Origin of the sequence: Mycoplasmoides fastidiosum (genome assembly GCF_024498275.1) — a bacterium.
Classification (GTDB): Bacteria; Bacillota_I; Bacilli_A; order Mycoplasmatales; family Mycoplasmoidaceae; genus Mycoplasma_N; species Mycoplasma_N fastidiosum.
Genome location: NZ_CP101809.1, coordinates 213408 through 232213, shown reverse-complemented (window position 1 = coordinate 232213; position 18806 = coordinate 213408). Strand labels below are relative to the sequence as shown.

Genomic DNA, 18806 nt, shown 5'->3' with positions numbered 1-18806 from the left:
TCTTATTCGCTTTTTTCTGCGGCTGGTGCTGAAGTTGGTTTTTCAGTTTGACTGCGAGGACGTTGATCGGGGCGGCGGCGGCGATCGTTGCGATTATTGCGGTTAAAACCACTGTTAGTTCGCACTGGTGCGGCTGGTTCAGGCATGAAGCCCTTACCAAAATATAAACCGCGGTTAATTCAAACTTTAACCCCAATTACCCCATAAGTAGTTTTGGCAATGGCAAACGCATAATCAATATCCGCTCGTAAAGTAGAAAGAGGTACCACACCTTCAGAATAACCTTCATCTCGGGCAATTTCAGCTCCACCTAAACGACCAGAAACTTTAGTTTTAATTCCTTTTGCCCCACCCATCATGGCTTTTTTAATACCTTTTTTCTGAGCAGAACGGAATGAAATCCGGTTTTCAATTCCATCAGCAATTTCTCGTGCAATTAATTGGGCACTAGTTGCGGGATTGTTAACGGCTTTAATGGTAACTTTGATTTCGGTTTTGCGTCCGACAATGCGGCGTAAATCCCGTTCAATTTCATCTAAAGTTTTGGCTTTCCCCAATAAGATTCCAACTTGAACCGCATAAACATAAGCAAAAAATTGTTGCTGGCCTTTAGAATTAATTAAGCGTTCAATTTCCACTTTTTCCACGCCTGCGTTTTTGTATTTAGTTGCAAAATACAACCGAACGCGTTCATCTTCAACTAATCATTGTGCGGTTTGCTTATCACTAGAAGCATTTCAACGGCTCACTCATTGTTTATTGATTCCAAATCGTAAACCATTTGGACTAACTTTTTGACCCATAACTATTTGGTATTTCCTTTGCTATCTAAAATTTGTGATTCAACCACAATGGAACCTTGATTATTTGGGGTTGAAGAATTGATTTTGTGTTGGTGCGCGCGCGGTTTTAACAATTTAGCATTGCGTTCAGCTTTTTCATTGGGATTATCTGAAACAAACAACTCTAAATGGGTGGAACGTTTACGCATTAAATCACTGCGGCCTTTGGCCCGGGGCATAGTGCGTTTATAAGTTGGGCCCTGGTTGGCAACCACGTGAAAAACGTATAAACTATTTCCGTCCATTCCGTGGTTATTGACCGCATTTGCGGTTGCAGAGGCTAGTAATTTTTTTAAATAAGCAGCGGTTTTTTGTTCAACATTATCTAAAATTTTAAAAGCATCTTGGACTTTATGGCCGCGAATTAAAGTACAAACAAGCGCAGCTTTTTTTGCAGAAACACGAATGTTTTTTTGAATTGCTTTAGCAAGCATGGTTCTGATTTCCTTTCCAAATTGACTTATTTTTTCGTTTTAGCTAATGTGTGGGCTTTGAACACCCGGGTTGGTGCAAATTCACCTAATTTATGGCCAACCATATGTTCGGTCACATAAACTTTGGCAAAGTTTCTACCGTTGTGAACTTCAAAGTTTAAACCAACAAATTCTGGATAAATCGTACTACGACGAGATCAAGTTTTAATCGGTTTTTTCTTTTCGCTTGCTTGCATAGCCACCACTTTTTTTAACAGACTTGGCTCAACAAATAAACCCTTTTTACTACTTCGAGACATAATAATGTACTTGATCCTTTATTATTTACGCTTAGATTTCATGTGACGGGATTTCACAATTAAAGAATTAGATGGTTTTTTCTTGTTGCGGGTTCGCACTCCCATATGCGGTTTCCCCCATGGTGTTCGGGGTTGTTTACGTCCAACTGGACTTCGACCTTCTCCCCCACCGTGAACGTGATCGTTCGGGTTCATGGCTGATCCCCGTACGGTTGGTCGAATTCCTAACCGACGAGAAGCACCAGCTTTACCTAAATTCACTAAATTATGATCAGAATTAGAAACTCGACCAATAACCGCGCGACAATCTAATAAAAATTTGCGCATTTCATTAGAAGGTAATTTAACAACAACATATTTCTCGGTTTCATCGCGTCCTAAAACTTGGGCTTGACTTCCCGCACTTCGCACTAATTGAGCCCCCTTACGTGGAGCTAACTCGATGCTGTGAATGAAGGTTCCTTCAGGGATTTGACCTAATGGTAAGCAGTTACCTGGTTTAATGTCAATGTTTTCATAACCAGAAACAATTTTATCGCCCACTTTTAATCCATCAGAGTTCAACACATAACGTTTAGTTCCGTCTTTATAAGCCACTAAAGAAATAAAAGCGGTTCGGTTTGGATCATATTCAATTGTTTTCACAGTTGCTTCAATGTTGGGTTTATCGTAGTGAAAATCAATCATCCGGTACTTACGTTTGTGACCACCGCCACGGTGACGGGTAGTAATTTTACCTAAGTTATTTCGTCCCCCCGTTTTCTTTAACGTTTTGGTTAAACTTTTTTCGGGTTGGGTCGCAGAAAGACTACGTTTATAATCAATTAACCGGATATTACGGCGACCACTACTACGTGGCTTAACGTGTTTAATTGCCATACTAATTATTTATCCTCTTTCTTCGCCACTGACTCTTGTGTTAGATCAGTTTTTGGTTCAGCGGCTTCTGCGGTATTTTCAGCTGCTTGATCAGCATACAACATGACACCTTTGTCAACTGAAATATACGCAATTTTCATTAACTTAGTACTACCCCGACGACCTTTGTTCACGTATCGGGTTGGTTTTGGTTTGCGCAAAGTGGTGTTAATTGCCACTGGTTCGGTTTCAAAGATTGCCACAAAAGCATCATGAATGTGTTTTTTAGTTGCTTTTGTTGCGACCACAAAGGCATATTGGTTTTGTTGGTTTCGTAACAAATACGCTTTTTCAGTATTTAAGGGTCGTAAAATTACTTTTGTTAAATCCATGATCTATTGTCCTTTAGTTGCTGGTTGGGAATTGGCATCGAACAAATTCAATTTCATTTCCAAGTTAGTGCGTAAACGAATAATTGCTTGAAAACCACCCAATTGCATCACTACGTGTTTATTATTTAGTAAGTCACGTACAGAAACACTTGAAGCAGTTTTCACAATTAAATTTTTAATGTTACGGGCTGCTAAAAATAAGTTAGGATTGTCATCGTTCACAACAAACAAAACCTTTTGTTTAGTTAAATTAAAAGTTTTTAACAAGTCGTTAACTGCTTTGGTTGAAGGTAAGCTGTCACGGTGAAAATCATCAGTTAATAAAGTTAATTTTTGACTATTAACAGTTTGTGAAAAAGCAGACAAAAATGCTAAAGCATAAACTTGGCGATTCATACTTTTACGGTAATTACGACCTGGTTTAGGACCAAATACAACTCCACCGCCCACAAAATGCGGGTTGCGACGAGAACCTTGACGAGCATTACCAGTGTGTTTTTGGGCTAATGGTTTTTTACCAGTTCCAGAAACTTCTGCTTTAGTTTTAGTAGAATGAGTGCCTTGACGCACTGAAGCTTGTTCTAATAAAACCGCATCAAATAAAGATTGATTGTGAATTTCTTCAGCAGTTAACAATTGTTGAGATAACTCTAATTCACCAACTGTTGCACCATTACTGTTTGTAATTTTAAAATTCTTCATAGTTCACTTCCTTATTTAGTTGCGCCAGAATCACGGACAAACATTTGGAAAGGTGTTTTGGTCGCTTTTTTCGAGCGGGTAGTAGTTTTAATCCGTAAAACTCCCTTATTACGTCCAGGCACTGAACCACGAACTAATAATAAATTTTGTTCTGGTTCTAGTCCTACAATTTCTGAATGAATTACTGAAACAGTTTCGTTCCCGTATCTTCCGGCCATTTTTTTCCCTTTTCACACACGTTGCGCACTCGCGCCACCACGACCAGCAGTTAATGAACCTTGGTAACGGTGGGGTCATCCAGCCCCGTGAGAACGGGCTCCCATGGAAAAGTTTCACAATTTAATTGCTCCAGTGAAACCATGACCACGTGAAGTTCCTTGAATATCCACGAAATCCCCAATTTGGAAACTATCTTCTAGTTTTAACAAATCACCAACGTTATAACCAGTTACACCACGTAATTCAATTAAATGACGTTTTAATGGTTGATTTGCTTTTTTGAATTGCCCCTTAACTGGTCTAGAAACTAGTTTTTCGCGAATATCGCCATATCCCACTAAAACTGCATCATAACCATGAGTTGATTGGGTTTTCACTCCTACTACCACGTTTGGTTCAACGTGAATCGCAGTTACTGCAATTAAAGTCCCATCTTGACTAAACATTTGGCTCATACCAACTTTAGTTCCGATTAATGATTTCATCATCTTACCTATTTACTTCTATTTAATTTCAAAATTTACTTCTAAATCCGCTGGTAAAACTAATCTTTGAATTGCTACCATCACATCATTATTGAAGTTAGTTAAAACGATTAACCGTTTGTGGGTGCGTCGTTCAAATTGTTCCATGGAAGGTTTGTTAACGTGGGGTGATCGTTGAAAAGTTCAAATTTCTTTTTTAGTTGGTAGGGGAATCGGGCCTTTAATTTTGACATTATTGGCGTTAGTAATTTCAATAATTTTTTTCACTCACTGATCTAATAGCCGGAAATCATATGAGATTAATTTAATTCGAATTTCATTCATAAAATGTTAAAAACAATCTTTTCTTTTTTAGTCAAAAATCATTTATCAACAAGATTTTAGTTCCATAAGACACAAATAAAACTAAGTAACTTCACCTTCGGTTAGTTACTTAATTTGTATTTTTTATGAAACAAAATGCTGATAAACTGGCAAAAACACTCGTATTTTCCAAGAAAAATCACAGTTTAACCTGGATTGAAAATCGTGAGAAAATGCAACAGTTTTTGGCGTATCATAAAGATACATTCAACAGACAATTGTACAAGAAATTTTCTTTTTTCCAAATTAATTTACTATTTTTTCACAAAAAAACACGCTTAAAAGCTGTTAGAGATGGTTTTGAAAAGATCATTTAAATCCCAATTCAGAAGCAAAACTGCTAATTTAAATCTTTTTTGCATTCTTTTAGTAATTATTTAGAAATTTCCCAATAAAATAAAAAACACAGGTGATCCACTGAATTTGATCTAAATCGCCATTTATCAAATTTTTGAAATTCAAATTAATCCAATTTGAGAATTTATTAAGAAATATAGACATACACATGGGTAACAAAAATAATAAAGAAACCAACCAAGATAACCCCACTAAAATTAAACAAACGGTTTTACAAGCTCAGACTACTGAAGTAAATCCTAACCAATCAAAACTAAAGCAAAATCAACAAGCTGTAACAAATCCCCAACCAGTTCAGACTGTGCAAAATAATGCCACCGCAGCGAATAAGCAAAATAAGCCAGCTGCTCAACAGTCAACTAAACAACCCAATCAATCAAAACAACCCGTAGCTAAAAAATCAACAGTTACTGAAAATAAAAATTCTACTCCTAAACCAGTTCAAACAAATAATCAGCAACCTAAAGATGCAACGGTTTTACAAGCTACGTCTAAAACTAGTCATCATCCAGCTCAAAACAAAGTTGAACCTGTTGTAGTTTCACAACCCCAACAAATACCAACTGGTTTACTAACACAATTAAACCAACCACAAATACACCCAGCAACAGCTATTGTAAATTCAGTTCCAGTTAATTCTGATGAACCTAGTTCTTTAACTTCTAATTTAGCAAGCAAACCTAATCCCCAACTAGGAATTAAATTAAAAGATAAATTAGATGATTCCAAAGAAAAACTAGAACTACCGTATTACACTCAAAATAACTTTGTCTGTCCTTCTTGTTTTAAACGTCGTAATCAAGATTGGTTATCAATTGAAGAATTAGTCAAATTAGCCCAAACTAGTCCCCAATTACAAAAATCAGGCTGACAAGAAAAACTGAAAACATTCAATGATAATAGTTTGAAATTGTCTTATTGTAAAAACTGTAAACGGTTTGCTTATTGAAACATTGAATATTATGACCAATTCAAAAAAGAATTCCGTCAGTTACATGGGGGTAATGAAAAAGCTTGGGATATGGAAAAATTTTATAAAGTTTGCTCCAACTTACAATTAGTCTATCCCGTCCGTCATCTGAATGTTATTAGTCAACCTAATCTGGATATGGATAATTTGTGCATTAATCTCTTCAATGAAGCCGCTAAAGTTTATGCGATTTCACCTCGGAGTGCTGCTGTTTTATTGCGGGTAATCATGGAGCAAATGTTTCAAACTATTTGTAAAAATAACACTTCAATTGGGGTGAATTTAAAAGCAATTGAAGAAAGATTATCTGATCACTTTAAAGAAAATTATTTAGAACAATTACATGCAGTTGTTGATCTGCTAAACAATGCCTCACATTGTAAATTGAAAGAACTGCCCCAACAGCATGTGTTGTTAATTCATAATACTTTTGAAATTATCAACCGGCTAGCAGACGAGTTATTAACCAGACCCCGCATGTTAAACCAAATTGCATCCAACAAAAAAGAGGTTAATTCATAATTAACCTCTTTTTTTATTCTAGTATTGGTTTCATTAAAGAAAATTATTTATTGAAGTTTCTAGTTGCTGTAATTTCTTTATCAAGTTGTAATGCCTTCTGACGACGGTTGTATTCTGCTTCCCAATTCGAGATTAATTGTTGACTAATCCGGGCTTTGACATTCCGCACTAAAACATAGTTCCGGAAACGAATCACAATTCCCATTCCCATAACAAAAACAACAACTGGAATTAATGTGGCTAAAACTAAACGAATAATACTTGCATCACGGGTGCTGGTTTGGTGTAGTTGCTGAAAGCCTTGTAACACAATCCCACTGTTCACCAATTCTACATAACCCTGACTAGTTAATTCTTCGCGGGGAATGAATTGATAATCAAAACTAATGTTATTATCTGCATCAACTATAGCTGAACCTTCATGATAACGCATGATTGTTTTATGCGCTTGGGTTTGTGGTGTTGGGTTTGAATTAGTTTGTTGTTCAGTTACAGCATCAGGACGTTGGACAAAGAAAAGTAATTGGGCTGTACCGATGGTTTCATCATAAACGTAGTAGATAATTTTTGGTAAATTATTTAAAATACTACCACTGAAACTAAAGTATTTAGCTAGGAGACTAGCATCAATTTGTGATGCTAATAACCCCGAACGAATTGTTGCTAATTCTTGATTATCTAGTGCATTAGGAATTAGTGGATCAAAAGTTTGCACTTGCCGGCTAAATTCTTGGGTGTTAATTTTAAATCCCGAAAAAGTTTGACTAAAACTCGTAAACCCTTCAGTAAAGTTTCAGTTGTTAAATGCAAAATCAACGCGTAAAGTTCCTAACTGATCATCAGCTGTTAAATCAACTCTCAAATCAACTGGATTATCACGATAGCGTTCTAGCACTGCTGAAGAAATAAAAGCAAATAATTGTACGCGGTGAATTAATGCTTGTAATCTAGCAACATAAGTGCTAAATTCTGAAGCTAATAATTCTGTTGGAGGTGGTAATTGATGAGCTAATTCTCCAGGACTAGTTGCATTCGGGGTTTCTAAGTCATTGAAAGATTTTCAGCTTAAGAAATATTCAGTCCGACTTGTTTGGGTTGTTTGGGTTGGCGCAAATCCCCTAATCACATGGTGAATTCGTTTATTAGTTACTAACCGTACTTGGCCCGTAGTTCCAGGAGTGATTGTTTCTGTTCTTTCAATGAAATTAGGAAAGAATAAAGTAACTAGTAATTCTCCTTTGGAATCATTTGGCGCTAATGAAATACTGTAATCACTATCAGCTGCATTTTTAGAAAGGGTGATTAAACCACCTAAAATACGGTTCGTATCACTTAAAGTGTTTGCGGTTCGGGTTAATAAATCTGATTGGGCAACTGCAGACGGAACTAAATTAAATAAGTTTTGTTCTTGTGGTGGATTGAATCGGGCTAAATAATCTTCTTTATTAATGACATTGACTTCAAAAAGATCATCTTCTGTTAAAGCAGATCTTTGGAAATTTTGGAAACGATGGCTATATCTTAGAGTGCTTGTATGACCTAGTGGTTTGGTTAGAATAATTTCTAAATCCAAAAGTCCTAATAAATCTTGGGATTTAGTAATGCTAACTGCACCAATTAAATTTCGCACTAAAGGTGAAACTTTAACTAATCCCCATTCTTCCACAACTAATTTAATTTTGTCCTCTAGATTTGCTGCATTTCGTAATCGGTTTTCTAATGTTGAAGGAGATAACGAAGGTGTTACAGCGCTGTGAGTAGCAATTTCTTGGGAAGTGTTAAAGTATAAAGCAATTGCTTGGTTGATTTCAGGGGTTGCTTTAAAGACATTATCAGTTTTTCAAGTAATTGAATTACGAGTCACACTAATGGCATCTTTATTACTTGGTAAATGAATATTTAAATTAGTGAACTCAAAAGTTAAAGTAATTACTGCATTACCTTCAGCTTCATTTGGCAAAATTTGAACTGTTTGTTTTTGGGCTGCTAAAAAGTTAGAAAGGGTAATGAAGTTGTTACGTAAATCATCTTGTTTTAAATCTGCCGGGCTCATTTCCCGGAATTTATTAGCAATTTGGTTAACATTTAAAGGATTTAATGTGTACGCTAAATTATTCAGATTTTCCCCGATGGAAAAATCATTATAAGTAAAATCATAAATCTGGTTAGTTAATTGGGTATTTGTGCTATTCATAGTTTTTCACAAATGACCAATGTTAACAGTTAATCTTAAGGTTCCGTTGGTATCATTAGGATGAAAATTTAGAGTAACATTTCTGGTCCCATTGCTTCTTAAATCATAAATATCAACATTAGTTAAATTTAAGAAACGATCAATTGCGGCATTTAAATTACGTGGTTGCGAATAAAAACTTGCTACATTAGATGCTAAAACAGTGTGACGATCAAATACATTTGTTTTAGCAGCAACAGTTGCTGCAGCATTGTATAAAAAGTACTGATAACTTCCTAAAAAAACTCGGGGTGATGCATTAGAAGTTCCACCAACATTATTTGTGGTAGTGTTAACTGTGCCATCAGCTGATAAATGACGGAGTCTTTGATAAGCATTTACTGTAACAGCATGAGAATAGTTAGCACTTGTATCCGTTGGAGTTGCTTGAATAAAATCAAATTCTAAATTAGGTTTAACCCCTTCATAAGCTGGAACATACTGCACCATTTTTTCCCAGTCTTGTCTGTAAGTACTTTGAAAATCACTAAAACTTTTAGTGAAATATTTCGCTCCATCTACAATTTCGGTTTGGGCTGTAAAAGCAATTGGTGTTACTAATTCAAAACCATTATTTTGGGAAAGTTGACTCACATATCCTGCAAATCCTCCATTATCATAAGCCATGATTTGCCCGTCAGATAAGTAGAATAAATAATAATGAACACCCTTCACTAACCGAATAATTTGATTAGCATTAGTTCCAATTTTTTGGTAATTATTCACTAAAGATAGTACTGATACAAAATTAAAAGTTTCATCTAAACCAATCAATAAATCATTATCACTCAGCGCCAAATAAGTGGTGTTTGGCAATAATAAATTGGGATTGTGAATTCTGACAATCCCTTTTAAATGTCGTCCATTTAAATGTGGAATAGTTCGTTGAATTGGGGTTGCACTTGTACGAGCATTATTTAGGTTTAAATTCATGGATAATTCGTACATGAACAAACCAGTATCACTGGAACTAGCAGTTCCAGAAGTAGCAACACTAGGTTGTGCAGAACTTGTTGTTGTATCAGGGGCAGTTGTTCCAATTAAATAAGTTTTGTTTTCATCCCTTCAAAGATTGAAAAATGTTTGTTTTCCACTGATTAAATTTATTTCAGTGGAAATCGGTGCATTTAACCGAGATCCGTTTAAAGAAAAACTATAGATAGTAGCTTTAGTTGGTGGTGTAGTATTTTCTTTATGTTGGGTAATTAAAACTAATGCTCCATCTAAAATGAAGGAATTAGTTACAATAATTTTTCGATTTCCCTCATCTTCTAAATACTTTGCATCTTCAGGTGATAAATTTGCATTTAATAAAGAATTCACCCCACCACTCACACCATTTTGATCAACAAAAACTCCAACAAAATCCTGACGGATTTTAGTATTAGCATTTGTTGTTGTGTTTGAATTTTCGCTTAAAGATTTATAAAATTGGGTTCGTAAAAGAAGTAACACCGGATTAGTGCCATCACGATTAATTTCTAAGTGACTAAAAGGCCGGTTTTTATAATCAACATTCCCTGTATTAGTCATTTGAATATTATTGCGCGCAGAATCAAAATAAACTGAAGCAACTCCATCAGTTCGCTTAATTCTGAAAATTACGGTTGCACCATTATCACCATCATCACTACTATCAGTAGAAGTTAGAACCGCAGCTGCTAAAAAGAAACTATCAGATGCTGCGGAATAAACCACTTTATTTAAAATCAATTTAGCTGCTGTTTTGGAAGTAACACCATTACTAGTACGGTTAGTGTTTAAATTAGTAATTAATGCGCTGCTTTCTCATGCTCAAACAACGTTATTATTTGTGCTATTCAAATAAACTAGACTATCAATTAATTCTTCTGGTTTTATTGGGTCTGTACTAGAAGTACTTCCACCTGAAGCCGATTTTTTCTTAGCATAGAGTAAAGAAAATTCTGAACTAGCAACATTATATAAATTACGCACATTGTAAGTACTTAAATGTTCTCCCCCAACAAACTCTACAGTTGGAAAATGAAAATTAGATAATGAATTAGAACTACTGTTAGGACTGAAACCATTGTTAGTTGCAGTGAACTGAGCAGCTTGGGTTTGGGGTTTTTGGTTCACTAAATTTTGGTGATGAGCCGAACTTAAAAAACTTGAATTAGTTAAACTGAAAAAGGGAATAAGACTGAAAATTAAAACTATTTTTGCAAAAATAGCTTTTTTAAAACGTTTACAAAAATTTCAAAATTGATTCATAATCTATTCCTCGCTTTTGAATTTTTTCTTCTTACTATTAGTTAATTTTTTCTCGGTGTCAGATGCTAAAAAGTGGGAATTTTTTAATCGTCAATTACGAATTAAAACATAGAGTCCAGTAACTAATAAAATGCCAAATAAACCACCACCAATTGATGAACCAATCATTAAGATTTCTTGTTCGGTTAAAACATCGCCTAAAATTTTTGGTGATTGGTTATTAGAAAAGATGCGGCTGTTGCCCCCAGTAAAACCATCAATGCGGAACCGAATAACTTGGTTATCCGGATCAATCGCTGTTTCATCATCATGCAAAACTTTAGTTTTAAATGCTTGATTAGTTGGAGTTGCAGAATTATTATTTCTGTTGGCATTATGGGTTCCACTAGTTAAATCATTTCAATTTAAACTAACTTCAACAATAATATAATCACTCCCCCGTTCAACAATTTGAATATTATCTTCAGATAACAAACTAAAAATTTGTTCTGGTAAAGTGTCAAATAAATTGTTCAAAACATCTTTAGGAGTTAGATCAACAATGCTTGCTGGATCTTTAGCTAAAAATTCTGAACTTAAATTAATTAATGGAGTAAAGTTTAGTTCTAGTTTGGTTTTCAAAATTGTGTTAATTTTAAAATTGGTAAATTTGTAACTAAACTGGTATTTTTCAATGTTATTGAATTTGGGAAAAATAATGGAAACAATTAATTCTCCCAAGCGATCATTAGCCGCATAAAAGAAAGTTGCTTCATCTAAAGGACTGGTAAAATTTTGACCACTTTCTGGAATACGAAAATTAAATAAATTACGGATTTCATCTAACGTTAATTCACTTGCCAATTTATTTGAATAAATATGACCTTGAAACGCAAAATTAGGATTTGGTCGTAAAGTTGCTTGTAAAGCTGAAGGAACAATTGTAGCCTGAGAAGATGGATAAAAATACTTTCGGAAAATTTTATCTTTTTCTTGACCAAATTGAGCGAATTGAACTTGTACCAAAATGCTTTCGGTTGTTTGTCTAGTTGTGGGATTTGTTACAGAGTTAACACTTAATGAAACTTTGGCACCTTCGTTTCTTAATGAATCATATTTCGCATTGTATTTATCTAAAATATATTCAGAGCCAGTAAAGAATTGTGACACAAAAGTTTTAGCTTGTTCGGTATCAACAAAATTATTTAAATTAGAATTAGCAGGATCTAATCCAGCAGTTTCTTGGAAAATACTTACTGTATTAGCGGGAGTTAAATTCGCATATTGCTCGGGTAGTTTATCTTTTCAAGAAAAGAATAAAGACTGCCCCGTATCAACATTCGTTTGAAACCCTTGATAAATAATGATTTCTGGAGTTCCTTCAATTAAAGCGCCACTTTCAGTGGGACTAGTATAGTGGACTAATAAATTTAAAGTTCCTGCTCGATCATTGGGATAACCTTCAATTTTGGTAATACCAAAATTGGATAAGTTCCCAAGGTCTGCATCCCCACTTTTCTTGCCATTAAATGTTAAATAACCAATTCCTTTTTCCATGCCTTCTTCTTTTGAAAGTTCCAGTGCAGGTGTATTCCCATATGTACTACTATTAATAGTTTCGCCATTAAACAAATCAACAAAATTAAATAAGCGTGTTTGTTTTTCTGGGGAAGTTGGGGTTGCAGCCGAACTTGAACCCCCAGATGCAGCTGGAGAGGTTGCAGAAGCTGATGCTGCAGGTGCAGAATTAGAAACGCTTGTAGCAGGTGGATTAGTTGTGGTTGTTGAAGATGATGGTGTTGATGGGTTTGCACTATCCAAACTCATTTCTGGTTTTGGAGTATATTCGATTGTTGCTATGCGATTAGCATTCACATCAAAAAATTGTGATGGCAGTAAATCCTTGACCTGTCTGTTAACATAATTAACTTCTAGTACGCCACTACCTGAATTTCAAACTGGTTGTTTAATTACCGCATTAGTTAAAACTTGTTCTGAGATGTAATTTAATTTAATACCTTGATTAGGAATTGTTGAACCACTAAAGCCAAAAAAATTGCGTTTAACTTCTTTAATGGAATTGCGGTATTTGGGGTCTAGTTTAATTGTTACTTCTAATTGACCATTGGCATCATTGGGTTTACGTTCTACTGTAAATTGGGGCACATCATGATTATGTGTTGTGTTATCAAATGTTCTTAATACACTAACCAAATAATTTTTGACATCAGTATCAGTAACTTCTGATGCTTTTTTACTAGAATTACGAATTCAGTCATTAACTAACCGATCGGTTTTTCAAGCAAAAATGAATTCATCTTTTTTTAATGGAAATTGATCAGTTGGTAAATACCACACTGAATTATCAACTGGTGTTGTCGCTGTTCCGCTTTTTGCTGACACGTCCCGAGCAGCCCGAACTGGCGCAGCCGGAGTGGAACCACCTGAAGATGAAGTGGTTACTGCAGGTGTTTCAGTTGCTGGTGTTTGGGCTGCTGGAGCAGCCGGAGCAGCGGGTTGGGCAGCAGTATTCGATGCAGCCGGAACTGGTTCAGGAGTTGTTGGTTTAGTGCCATATTTAGTTGGTGGTAAAATCACAGCCCGATACTGACTAATTTTGTCTAAATTAGCCGTACCACGACTAAAAGTAGATCCTTCAACCGTATATGTTTGCAAAGTTTGATAAACTCGGAATCCTAAGACTCCAGCTAAATCATCAACTTCCACAATTTCAATTCCAATTGAATTTAAACTTGAAGCAGTTAGAGTGCCTAAACTAAAACCTAAATCCGTATTTAAATTATTTTTCTCCACCGATTCATAAGTTTTGGAATTATCAGTTTTCAGTTTTTCGAACTTATAACCCGAATTATCCTGGGTTGGTGTTTCTGCACTATTGTTTCCACTTCCTGCTGGATTAATAACTAATAACTGACGAATTTTTTCGGCTGTGATTTGTGACGCCAATAATAAATTGTCTTGATCTCATGCATGCTCACTGTCAGTTAAACTAACTGAACTTGGTAGATAGATGCTGGTAGTTGGACCAGTTACACTACTGCTGTGTGTGACTCTGGTCAACATGTGGGAGAGCAATGGATTGGCAGTTTTAGCACCATTTAACTGGTGGTTTAAACCTGTGGTTTGTTGTTGATTTATTGTATGTGATGACAACTTGACTTCAGTTCCAGTTATGGAAAATGAAATTAACAAAATCGTAAAAATTCCTAAAAACTTCACTTTACGTTTTGTCATTCGGAAATCCAACTTAATTTTTAAAAACTAAAAATTCTGGATATGAATTTTTCAACTTTGAAGCTTATAAATTATTCAATCGTAATTCAAGCGTATCAACCTGATTTGTAACAGATGTACAAATAATATGAAATTTTACCATTTTTTTCATTTAGATCTTGTCTCTGATGACAGAATTAACCCTTGAATAATCAAAATTATTCAAGGGTTAAAGTTGTTGATATGTTAAGAGTAAAATCTAAAAATAAACTGATAAATCTAACCTAAATTTTTGGCTAATTTAATTGTTTTATCTAGTTCATCAATTTTTTTCCGACGGTGGTTTTCTGCTTCCCAATTCGAGATTAATTGTTGACTAATTCGGACTTTCACATTGCGTACTAAAACATAGTTACGATAACGGATCACAATCCCCATTCCCGCAGCGAAAACAACAATTGGAATTAGTGTTGCTAGAACTAAACGCATAATGCTGGCATTCCGTGTGCTGGTTTGGTGTAATTGTTGGAAGCCTTGTAACACAATTCCACTATTTGCCAATTCTACATAACCCTGACTAGTTAATTCTTCGCGAGGAATAAATTGATAATCAAAAATGATGTTATTATCCGCATCAACTGTTGCAGATCCTTCATGATAGCGCATGGTTGTTTTGTGAGTTTGGGTTTGCGCTGTTGAAGCAACATTATTTTGCTGGCTAATAGCATCAGGACGTTGGACAAAGAAAAGCAATTGGGCTGTACCAATAGTTTCATCATAAATGTAATAAACAATTTTAGCTAAATTGTTTAAGATGCTACCACTGAAACTAAAGTATTTGGCTAATAAGTTGGCATCAATTTGTGATGCCAATAATCCCGAACGAATTGTGGCTAATTCTTGATCGGATAAAGCATTAGGAATTAAGGGATCAAAAGTTTGTACTTGCCGGCTAAATTCTTGGGTATTAATTTTAAATCCCGAAAAAGTTTGACTAAAACTAGTAAACCCTTCGGTAAAGTTTCAGTTGTTAAATGCAAAATCTGCTCGTAAAGTTCCTAACTGATCATCAGCTGTTAAATCAACTCTCAAATCAACTGGATTATCACGATAGCGTTCTAAAACTGAAGAAGAAATGAAAGCAAACAATTGTACCCGATGAATTAAGGTTGGTAATTTCGAAACATAAGTACTAAATTCAGAAGCCAATAATTCTGCAGGTGGGGGTAATTGTTGGGCTAGTTCTCTAGGATTAATTGCATTAGGTGTTTCTAAATCATTAAATGATTTTCAACTTAAGAAATATTCAGTCCGACTAGTTTGTAATGTTTGGGTTGGCGCAAATCCCCTAATCACATGATGAATTCGTTTATTAGTTACTAATTGTACCCGACTTGTACTTGATGTGCCAACTGCTTCAACTTTTTCAATGAAATTCGGAAAGAATAAAGTAACTAGTAATTCTCCTTTAGCATCATTTGGCGCTAGTGAAATACTGTAATCACTATCAGCTGCGTTTTTAGAAAGCGTAATCAGTCCACCTAGAATCCGGTTAGTGTCACTTAAAGTATTTGCGGTTCGAGTTAATAAATCAGATTGAGCAACCGCAGAAGGCACTAAATTAAATAAATTTTGTTCTTGTGAAGGATTGAATTTTGCTAAATAATCTTCTTTATTAATTATGTCAACTTCAAAAACATCACCTTCAGTTAAAACTGATTTTTGAAAATTTTGAAAACGGTGTGTGTATTTTAAATTATTTGTATGACCCAAAGGTTTGGTCAAAATAACTTCTAAATCAAAAATCCCCAATAGATCTTGCGATTTGGTAATGCTAACTGCACCAATCAAACCGCGGACTAAAGGTGAAACTTTCACTAATCCCCAAGTATCAACAACTAATTTAATTTTATCTTCTAATTTGGTTGCATTTCGCAATTGGCCTTCAAGTCCTGAAGGATTTAATAAAGGAGTGGCCGCATTATGAGTAGCAATTTCTTGCGAAGTATTAAAGTATAAAGCAATTGCTTGATTAATTTCGGGAGTTGCTTTAAAAACATTCCCCGTTTTTCAAGTGATGGAATTTCGGGTAACACGAATTGCTTGGGGATCATTTGGTAAATGAATGTTTAAATTATCAAAGTCAAAAGTTAAAGTGATTACCGCATTCCCATCAGCTTCATTAGGAAGAATTTGAACGGTTTGTTTTTGGGATGCTAAAAAATTAGAAAGGTTGATGAAGTTATTTCTTAAATCTTCTTTCTTTAAATCAGCAGGACTCATTTCCCGAAACTTATTAGCAATCTGGTTAACATTTAAAGGATTTAGTTTGTAAACTAAATTATCAGCATTTTCTCCAAGAGAAAAATTATTGTAAGTAAAAGTATAAGTTTTATTGTTTTGTAGACTGTTAGCGCTACCTGATGTTGTTCATAGATGACCAATATTAACGGTTAAAGTCAATACACCAGTTGTATCATTAGCATTAAAATGTAAAACTACATTTCTCTTGCCATCAGATCTTTGGTCATAAATATCAACATTGGCTAAATTTAAAAATCGATCAATTGCCGCATTTAAATTACGTGGTTGGGAATAAAAACTAGCAACATTCGAAGCTAGAACAGTTTGCGGATCAAAAACATTAGTTTTAGCAGAAACTGTGGCAACACTGTTGTATAAAAAATATTGGTTGCTGCCCAAGAAAACTCGGGGCAATGATGCAGAATTTGTGCCAGTGTTAGTATTCACTGTTCCATCGGCATTTAAACTTCTTAGTTTTTGATAAACATTAACTGTAACAGCATGAGAGTAATTTGCCTTTGCATCTGTTTTATTGTTGTCAATAAAATCAAATTCTAATTCGGGCTTAACTTCATCATAAGCTGGAACATATTGCACCATTTTTTCTCAATTACTTTTATAAGATGTTTGAAACTCACTAAAAGTTTTAGTGAAATATTGTGCTCCATCTTTAATTTCAGTTTGTGCCAAGAAAGAAATTGGTGTAACTAATTCAAAACCATTAGTTTTGGATAATTGACTGGCATATCCAGCAAATCCCCCGTTATCATAGGCCATAATTTGACCATCAGATAAATAGAATAAATAATAATGAATCCCTTTAACTAACCGAATAATTTTATTAGATTTGTTGCCACTTTTTTGATAGTTGTTAACTAGAGCCACAACTGATACAAAATTAAATGTTTCATCTAAACTAACTAATAAGTCATTATCACTGATGCCCAGATAAATTGCTTGGGCTGGTAATAAATGGGAATTATGAATTCTGACAATTCCTTTTAAATGTCGTCCGTTTAAGTGAGGAATAGTTTTTTCAATTTTAGTTGCGGTTGTGCGCGCATTATTGAAATCCAAATACATCGATAATTCATACATGAATAAATCAGTGTTAGTTGGAGTTGGAGTTCCAGCACCAGCGGGATTAGGTGCAGAAGAAGCAGACGTAGTATCAGGTGCAACTGTACCAATTAAATAAGTTTTAGTTTCATCCCTTCAAAGATTGAAAAACGTTTGTTTACCATTGATTAAATTTATGTCAGTGGCAATTGGCGCATTTAATCGAGCTCCATTTAAAGAAAAACTATAAATTGTTGCTTTAGTTGGTACAGTAGTACTTTCTTTTCGTTGGGTTACTAAAACTAATGCTCCATCTAAAATGAAAGAATTAGTTACAATGATTTTTCTGCTGTCGTCTCCATCAAGATAAGTTTGATCTTCAGTTGATAAATTAGCATTTAATAAAGAATTAACTCCCCCACTAACTCCATTTTGATCAACAAATACACCAACAAAATCTTGACGAATTTTAGTGTTGGAATTTGCTTGATTAGTTGAACTATCACTTAAGGTTTTATCAAACTGTGATCGTAAAAGAATTAACATGGGATTGCGACTATCACGATTAATTTCTAAATGACTAAATGGGCGATTTTTATAATCAACATTACCTGTATTAGTCATCTGAATTTCATTTCGTGCAGAATCAAAATAAACCGAAGCAGTCCCATTAGTTCGATCAATTTTGAAAACAACTGTTGCTCCAGCATCGTCATCATCACTATCATTTGTCATTTTTGCCGCAGTTGCTAAGAAAAAACTATTTGCTGCAGCAGAATAAACAACTTTATTTAAGACAAGTTTAGTAACGGTTTTAGAGCCAATGCTATTACTGGATCTGTTAGTGTTTAAATTAGAAATTAATCTACTGCTTTCTCAAGCTCAGACAACAGTATTATCATTGCTGTTTAAATAAACTAAACTATCAATTAAATCTTCTGGATTAGTAGAAGAAGTTCCTGATTTAGTTCCGCTTGGGGTTTTTTTAGCATATAATAGTGAAAATTCTGAATTAGCTACATTGTATAAGTTACGAATATTGTATGTGCTTAAATCTGCACCAGCAACAAATTCTACCGTTGGAAATTGAAAATTAGCCACATTATTAGAACTAGTTTCAGGACTGAAAGTAGTGTTAGTTGCTGTTAATCGGGCTGATTGTAACTGGTTTTTCTGATTAACTAAATTATGATTATTGTGAGAAGTTAAAAATCCTGAATTAGTTAAACTCAAAAAGGGAACTAAACTAAAAACTAAAACGGTTTTAGCAAAAATAGTTTTTTTAAAACGTTTGCAAAAATGTCAAAATTGATTCATAA

At 34.7% G+C, this 18806-nt stretch carries 12 protein-coding genes and 1 pseudogene; 2 read left to right on the top strand and 11 right to left on the bottom strand.

Translation table 4 applies throughout. The features are described from left to right. Positions 1-2: 2 nt before the first annotated feature. The 8 genes and pseudogenes from rpsC to rpsJ all read right to left on the bottom strand — a co-directional run bounded on the left by rpsC (position 3) and on the right by rpsJ (position 4555). On the bottom strand, positions 3-803 hold the full coding sequence (rpsC, locus tag NPA10_RS00955) for a 30S ribosomal protein S3 (RefSeq protein ID WP_265745493.1): 801 nt from the start codon (positions 801-803) through the stop codon (positions 3-5). A gap of 2 nt (positions 804-805) precedes the next feature. Beyond that, complete coding sequence (gene rplV / locus NPA10_RS00950; RefSeq protein WP_256547676.1) at positions 806-1276, bottom strand: 50S ribosomal protein L22; 471 nt, start codon at positions 1274-1276, stop codon at positions 806-808. Positions 1277-1302: 26 nt separating this feature from the next. Continuing rightward, positions 1303-1575 carry a 30S ribosomal protein S19 gene (rpsS, locus tag NPA10_RS00945; RefSeq protein WP_256547675.1) on the bottom strand — a complete coding sequence of 91 codons (273 nt, stop codon included), beginning with the start codon at positions 1573-1575 and terminating at the stop codon, positions 1303-1305. Between the two features lie 21 nt (positions 1576-1596). Continuing rightward, a complete protein-coding gene (gene rplB / locus NPA10_RS00940) occupies positions 1597-2454 on the bottom strand; it encodes a 50S ribosomal protein L2 (RefSeq protein WP_256547674.1) in 858 nt (285 codons plus the stop codon). Positions 2455-2459: 5 nt separating this feature from the next. After that, positions 2460-2825: a 50S ribosomal protein L23 gene (gene rplW, locus NPA10_RS00935; RefSeq protein WP_256547673.1), complete on the bottom strand. Its 366-nt coding sequence runs from the start codon at positions 2823-2825 to the stop codon at positions 2460-2462. A 144-nt stretch (positions 2826-2969) separates the two neighbouring features. Next, positions 2970-3527 (bottom strand): annotated as a pseudogene (gene rplD, locus NPA10_RS00930) (50S ribosomal protein L4); the annotation flags it as partial. Positions 3528-3538: 11 nt separating this feature from the next. Continuing rightward, positions 3539-4234 carry a 50S ribosomal protein L3 gene (rplC, locus tag NPA10_RS00925; RefSeq protein ID WP_256547671.1) on the bottom strand — a complete coding sequence of 232 codons (696 nt, stop codon included), beginning with the start codon at positions 4232-4234 and terminating at the stop codon, positions 3539-3541. Between the two features lie 15 nt (positions 4235-4249). Further along, on the bottom strand, positions 4250-4555 hold the full coding sequence (gene rpsJ / locus NPA10_RS00920) for a 30S ribosomal protein S10 (protein ID WP_256547670.1): 306 nt from the start codon (positions 4553-4555) through the stop codon (positions 4250-4252). Between the two features lie 125 nt (positions 4556-4680). Between rpsJ and NPA10_RS00915 the strand changes: the two genes are divergently transcribed. After that, on the top strand, positions 4681-4911 hold the full coding sequence (locus NPA10_RS00915; protein ID WP_256547669.1) for a hypothetical protein: 231 nt from the start codon (positions 4681-4683) through the stop codon (positions 4909-4911). Positions 4912-5099: 188 nt separating this feature from the next. Continuing rightward, entirely contained in the window at positions 5100-6443 is a 1344-nt protein-coding gene (locus NPA10_RS00910) for a DUF4145 domain-containing protein (RefSeq protein WP_256547668.1), read from the top strand. Positions 6444-6486: 43 nt separating this feature from the next. Here NPA10_RS00910 and NPA10_RS00905 read toward each other — a convergent pair whose 3' ends face one another. The 3 genes from NPA10_RS00905 to NPA10_RS00895 all read right to left on the bottom strand — a co-directional run bounded on the left by NPA10_RS00905 (position 6487) and on the right by NPA10_RS00895 (position 18804). After that, on the bottom strand, positions 6487-10911 hold the full coding sequence (locus NPA10_RS00905; RefSeq protein WP_256547667.1) for a hypothetical protein: 4425 nt from the start codon (positions 10909-10911) through the stop codon (positions 6487-6489). A 3-nt stretch (positions 10912-10914) separates the two neighbouring features. Further along, positions 10915-14145 (bottom strand): lipoprotein 17-related variable surface protein, encoded by a 3231-nt coding sequence (locus NPA10_RS00900; protein WP_256547666.1) that lies wholly within the window; start codon positions 14143-14145, stop codon positions 10915-10917. A gap of 258 nt (positions 14146-14403) precedes the next feature. After that, on the bottom strand, positions 14404-18804 hold the full coding sequence (locus tag NPA10_RS00895) for a hypothetical protein (RefSeq protein WP_256547665.1): 4401 nt from the start codon (positions 18802-18804) through the stop codon (positions 14404-14406). Between the last annotated feature and the right edge of the window lie 2 nt (positions 18805-18806).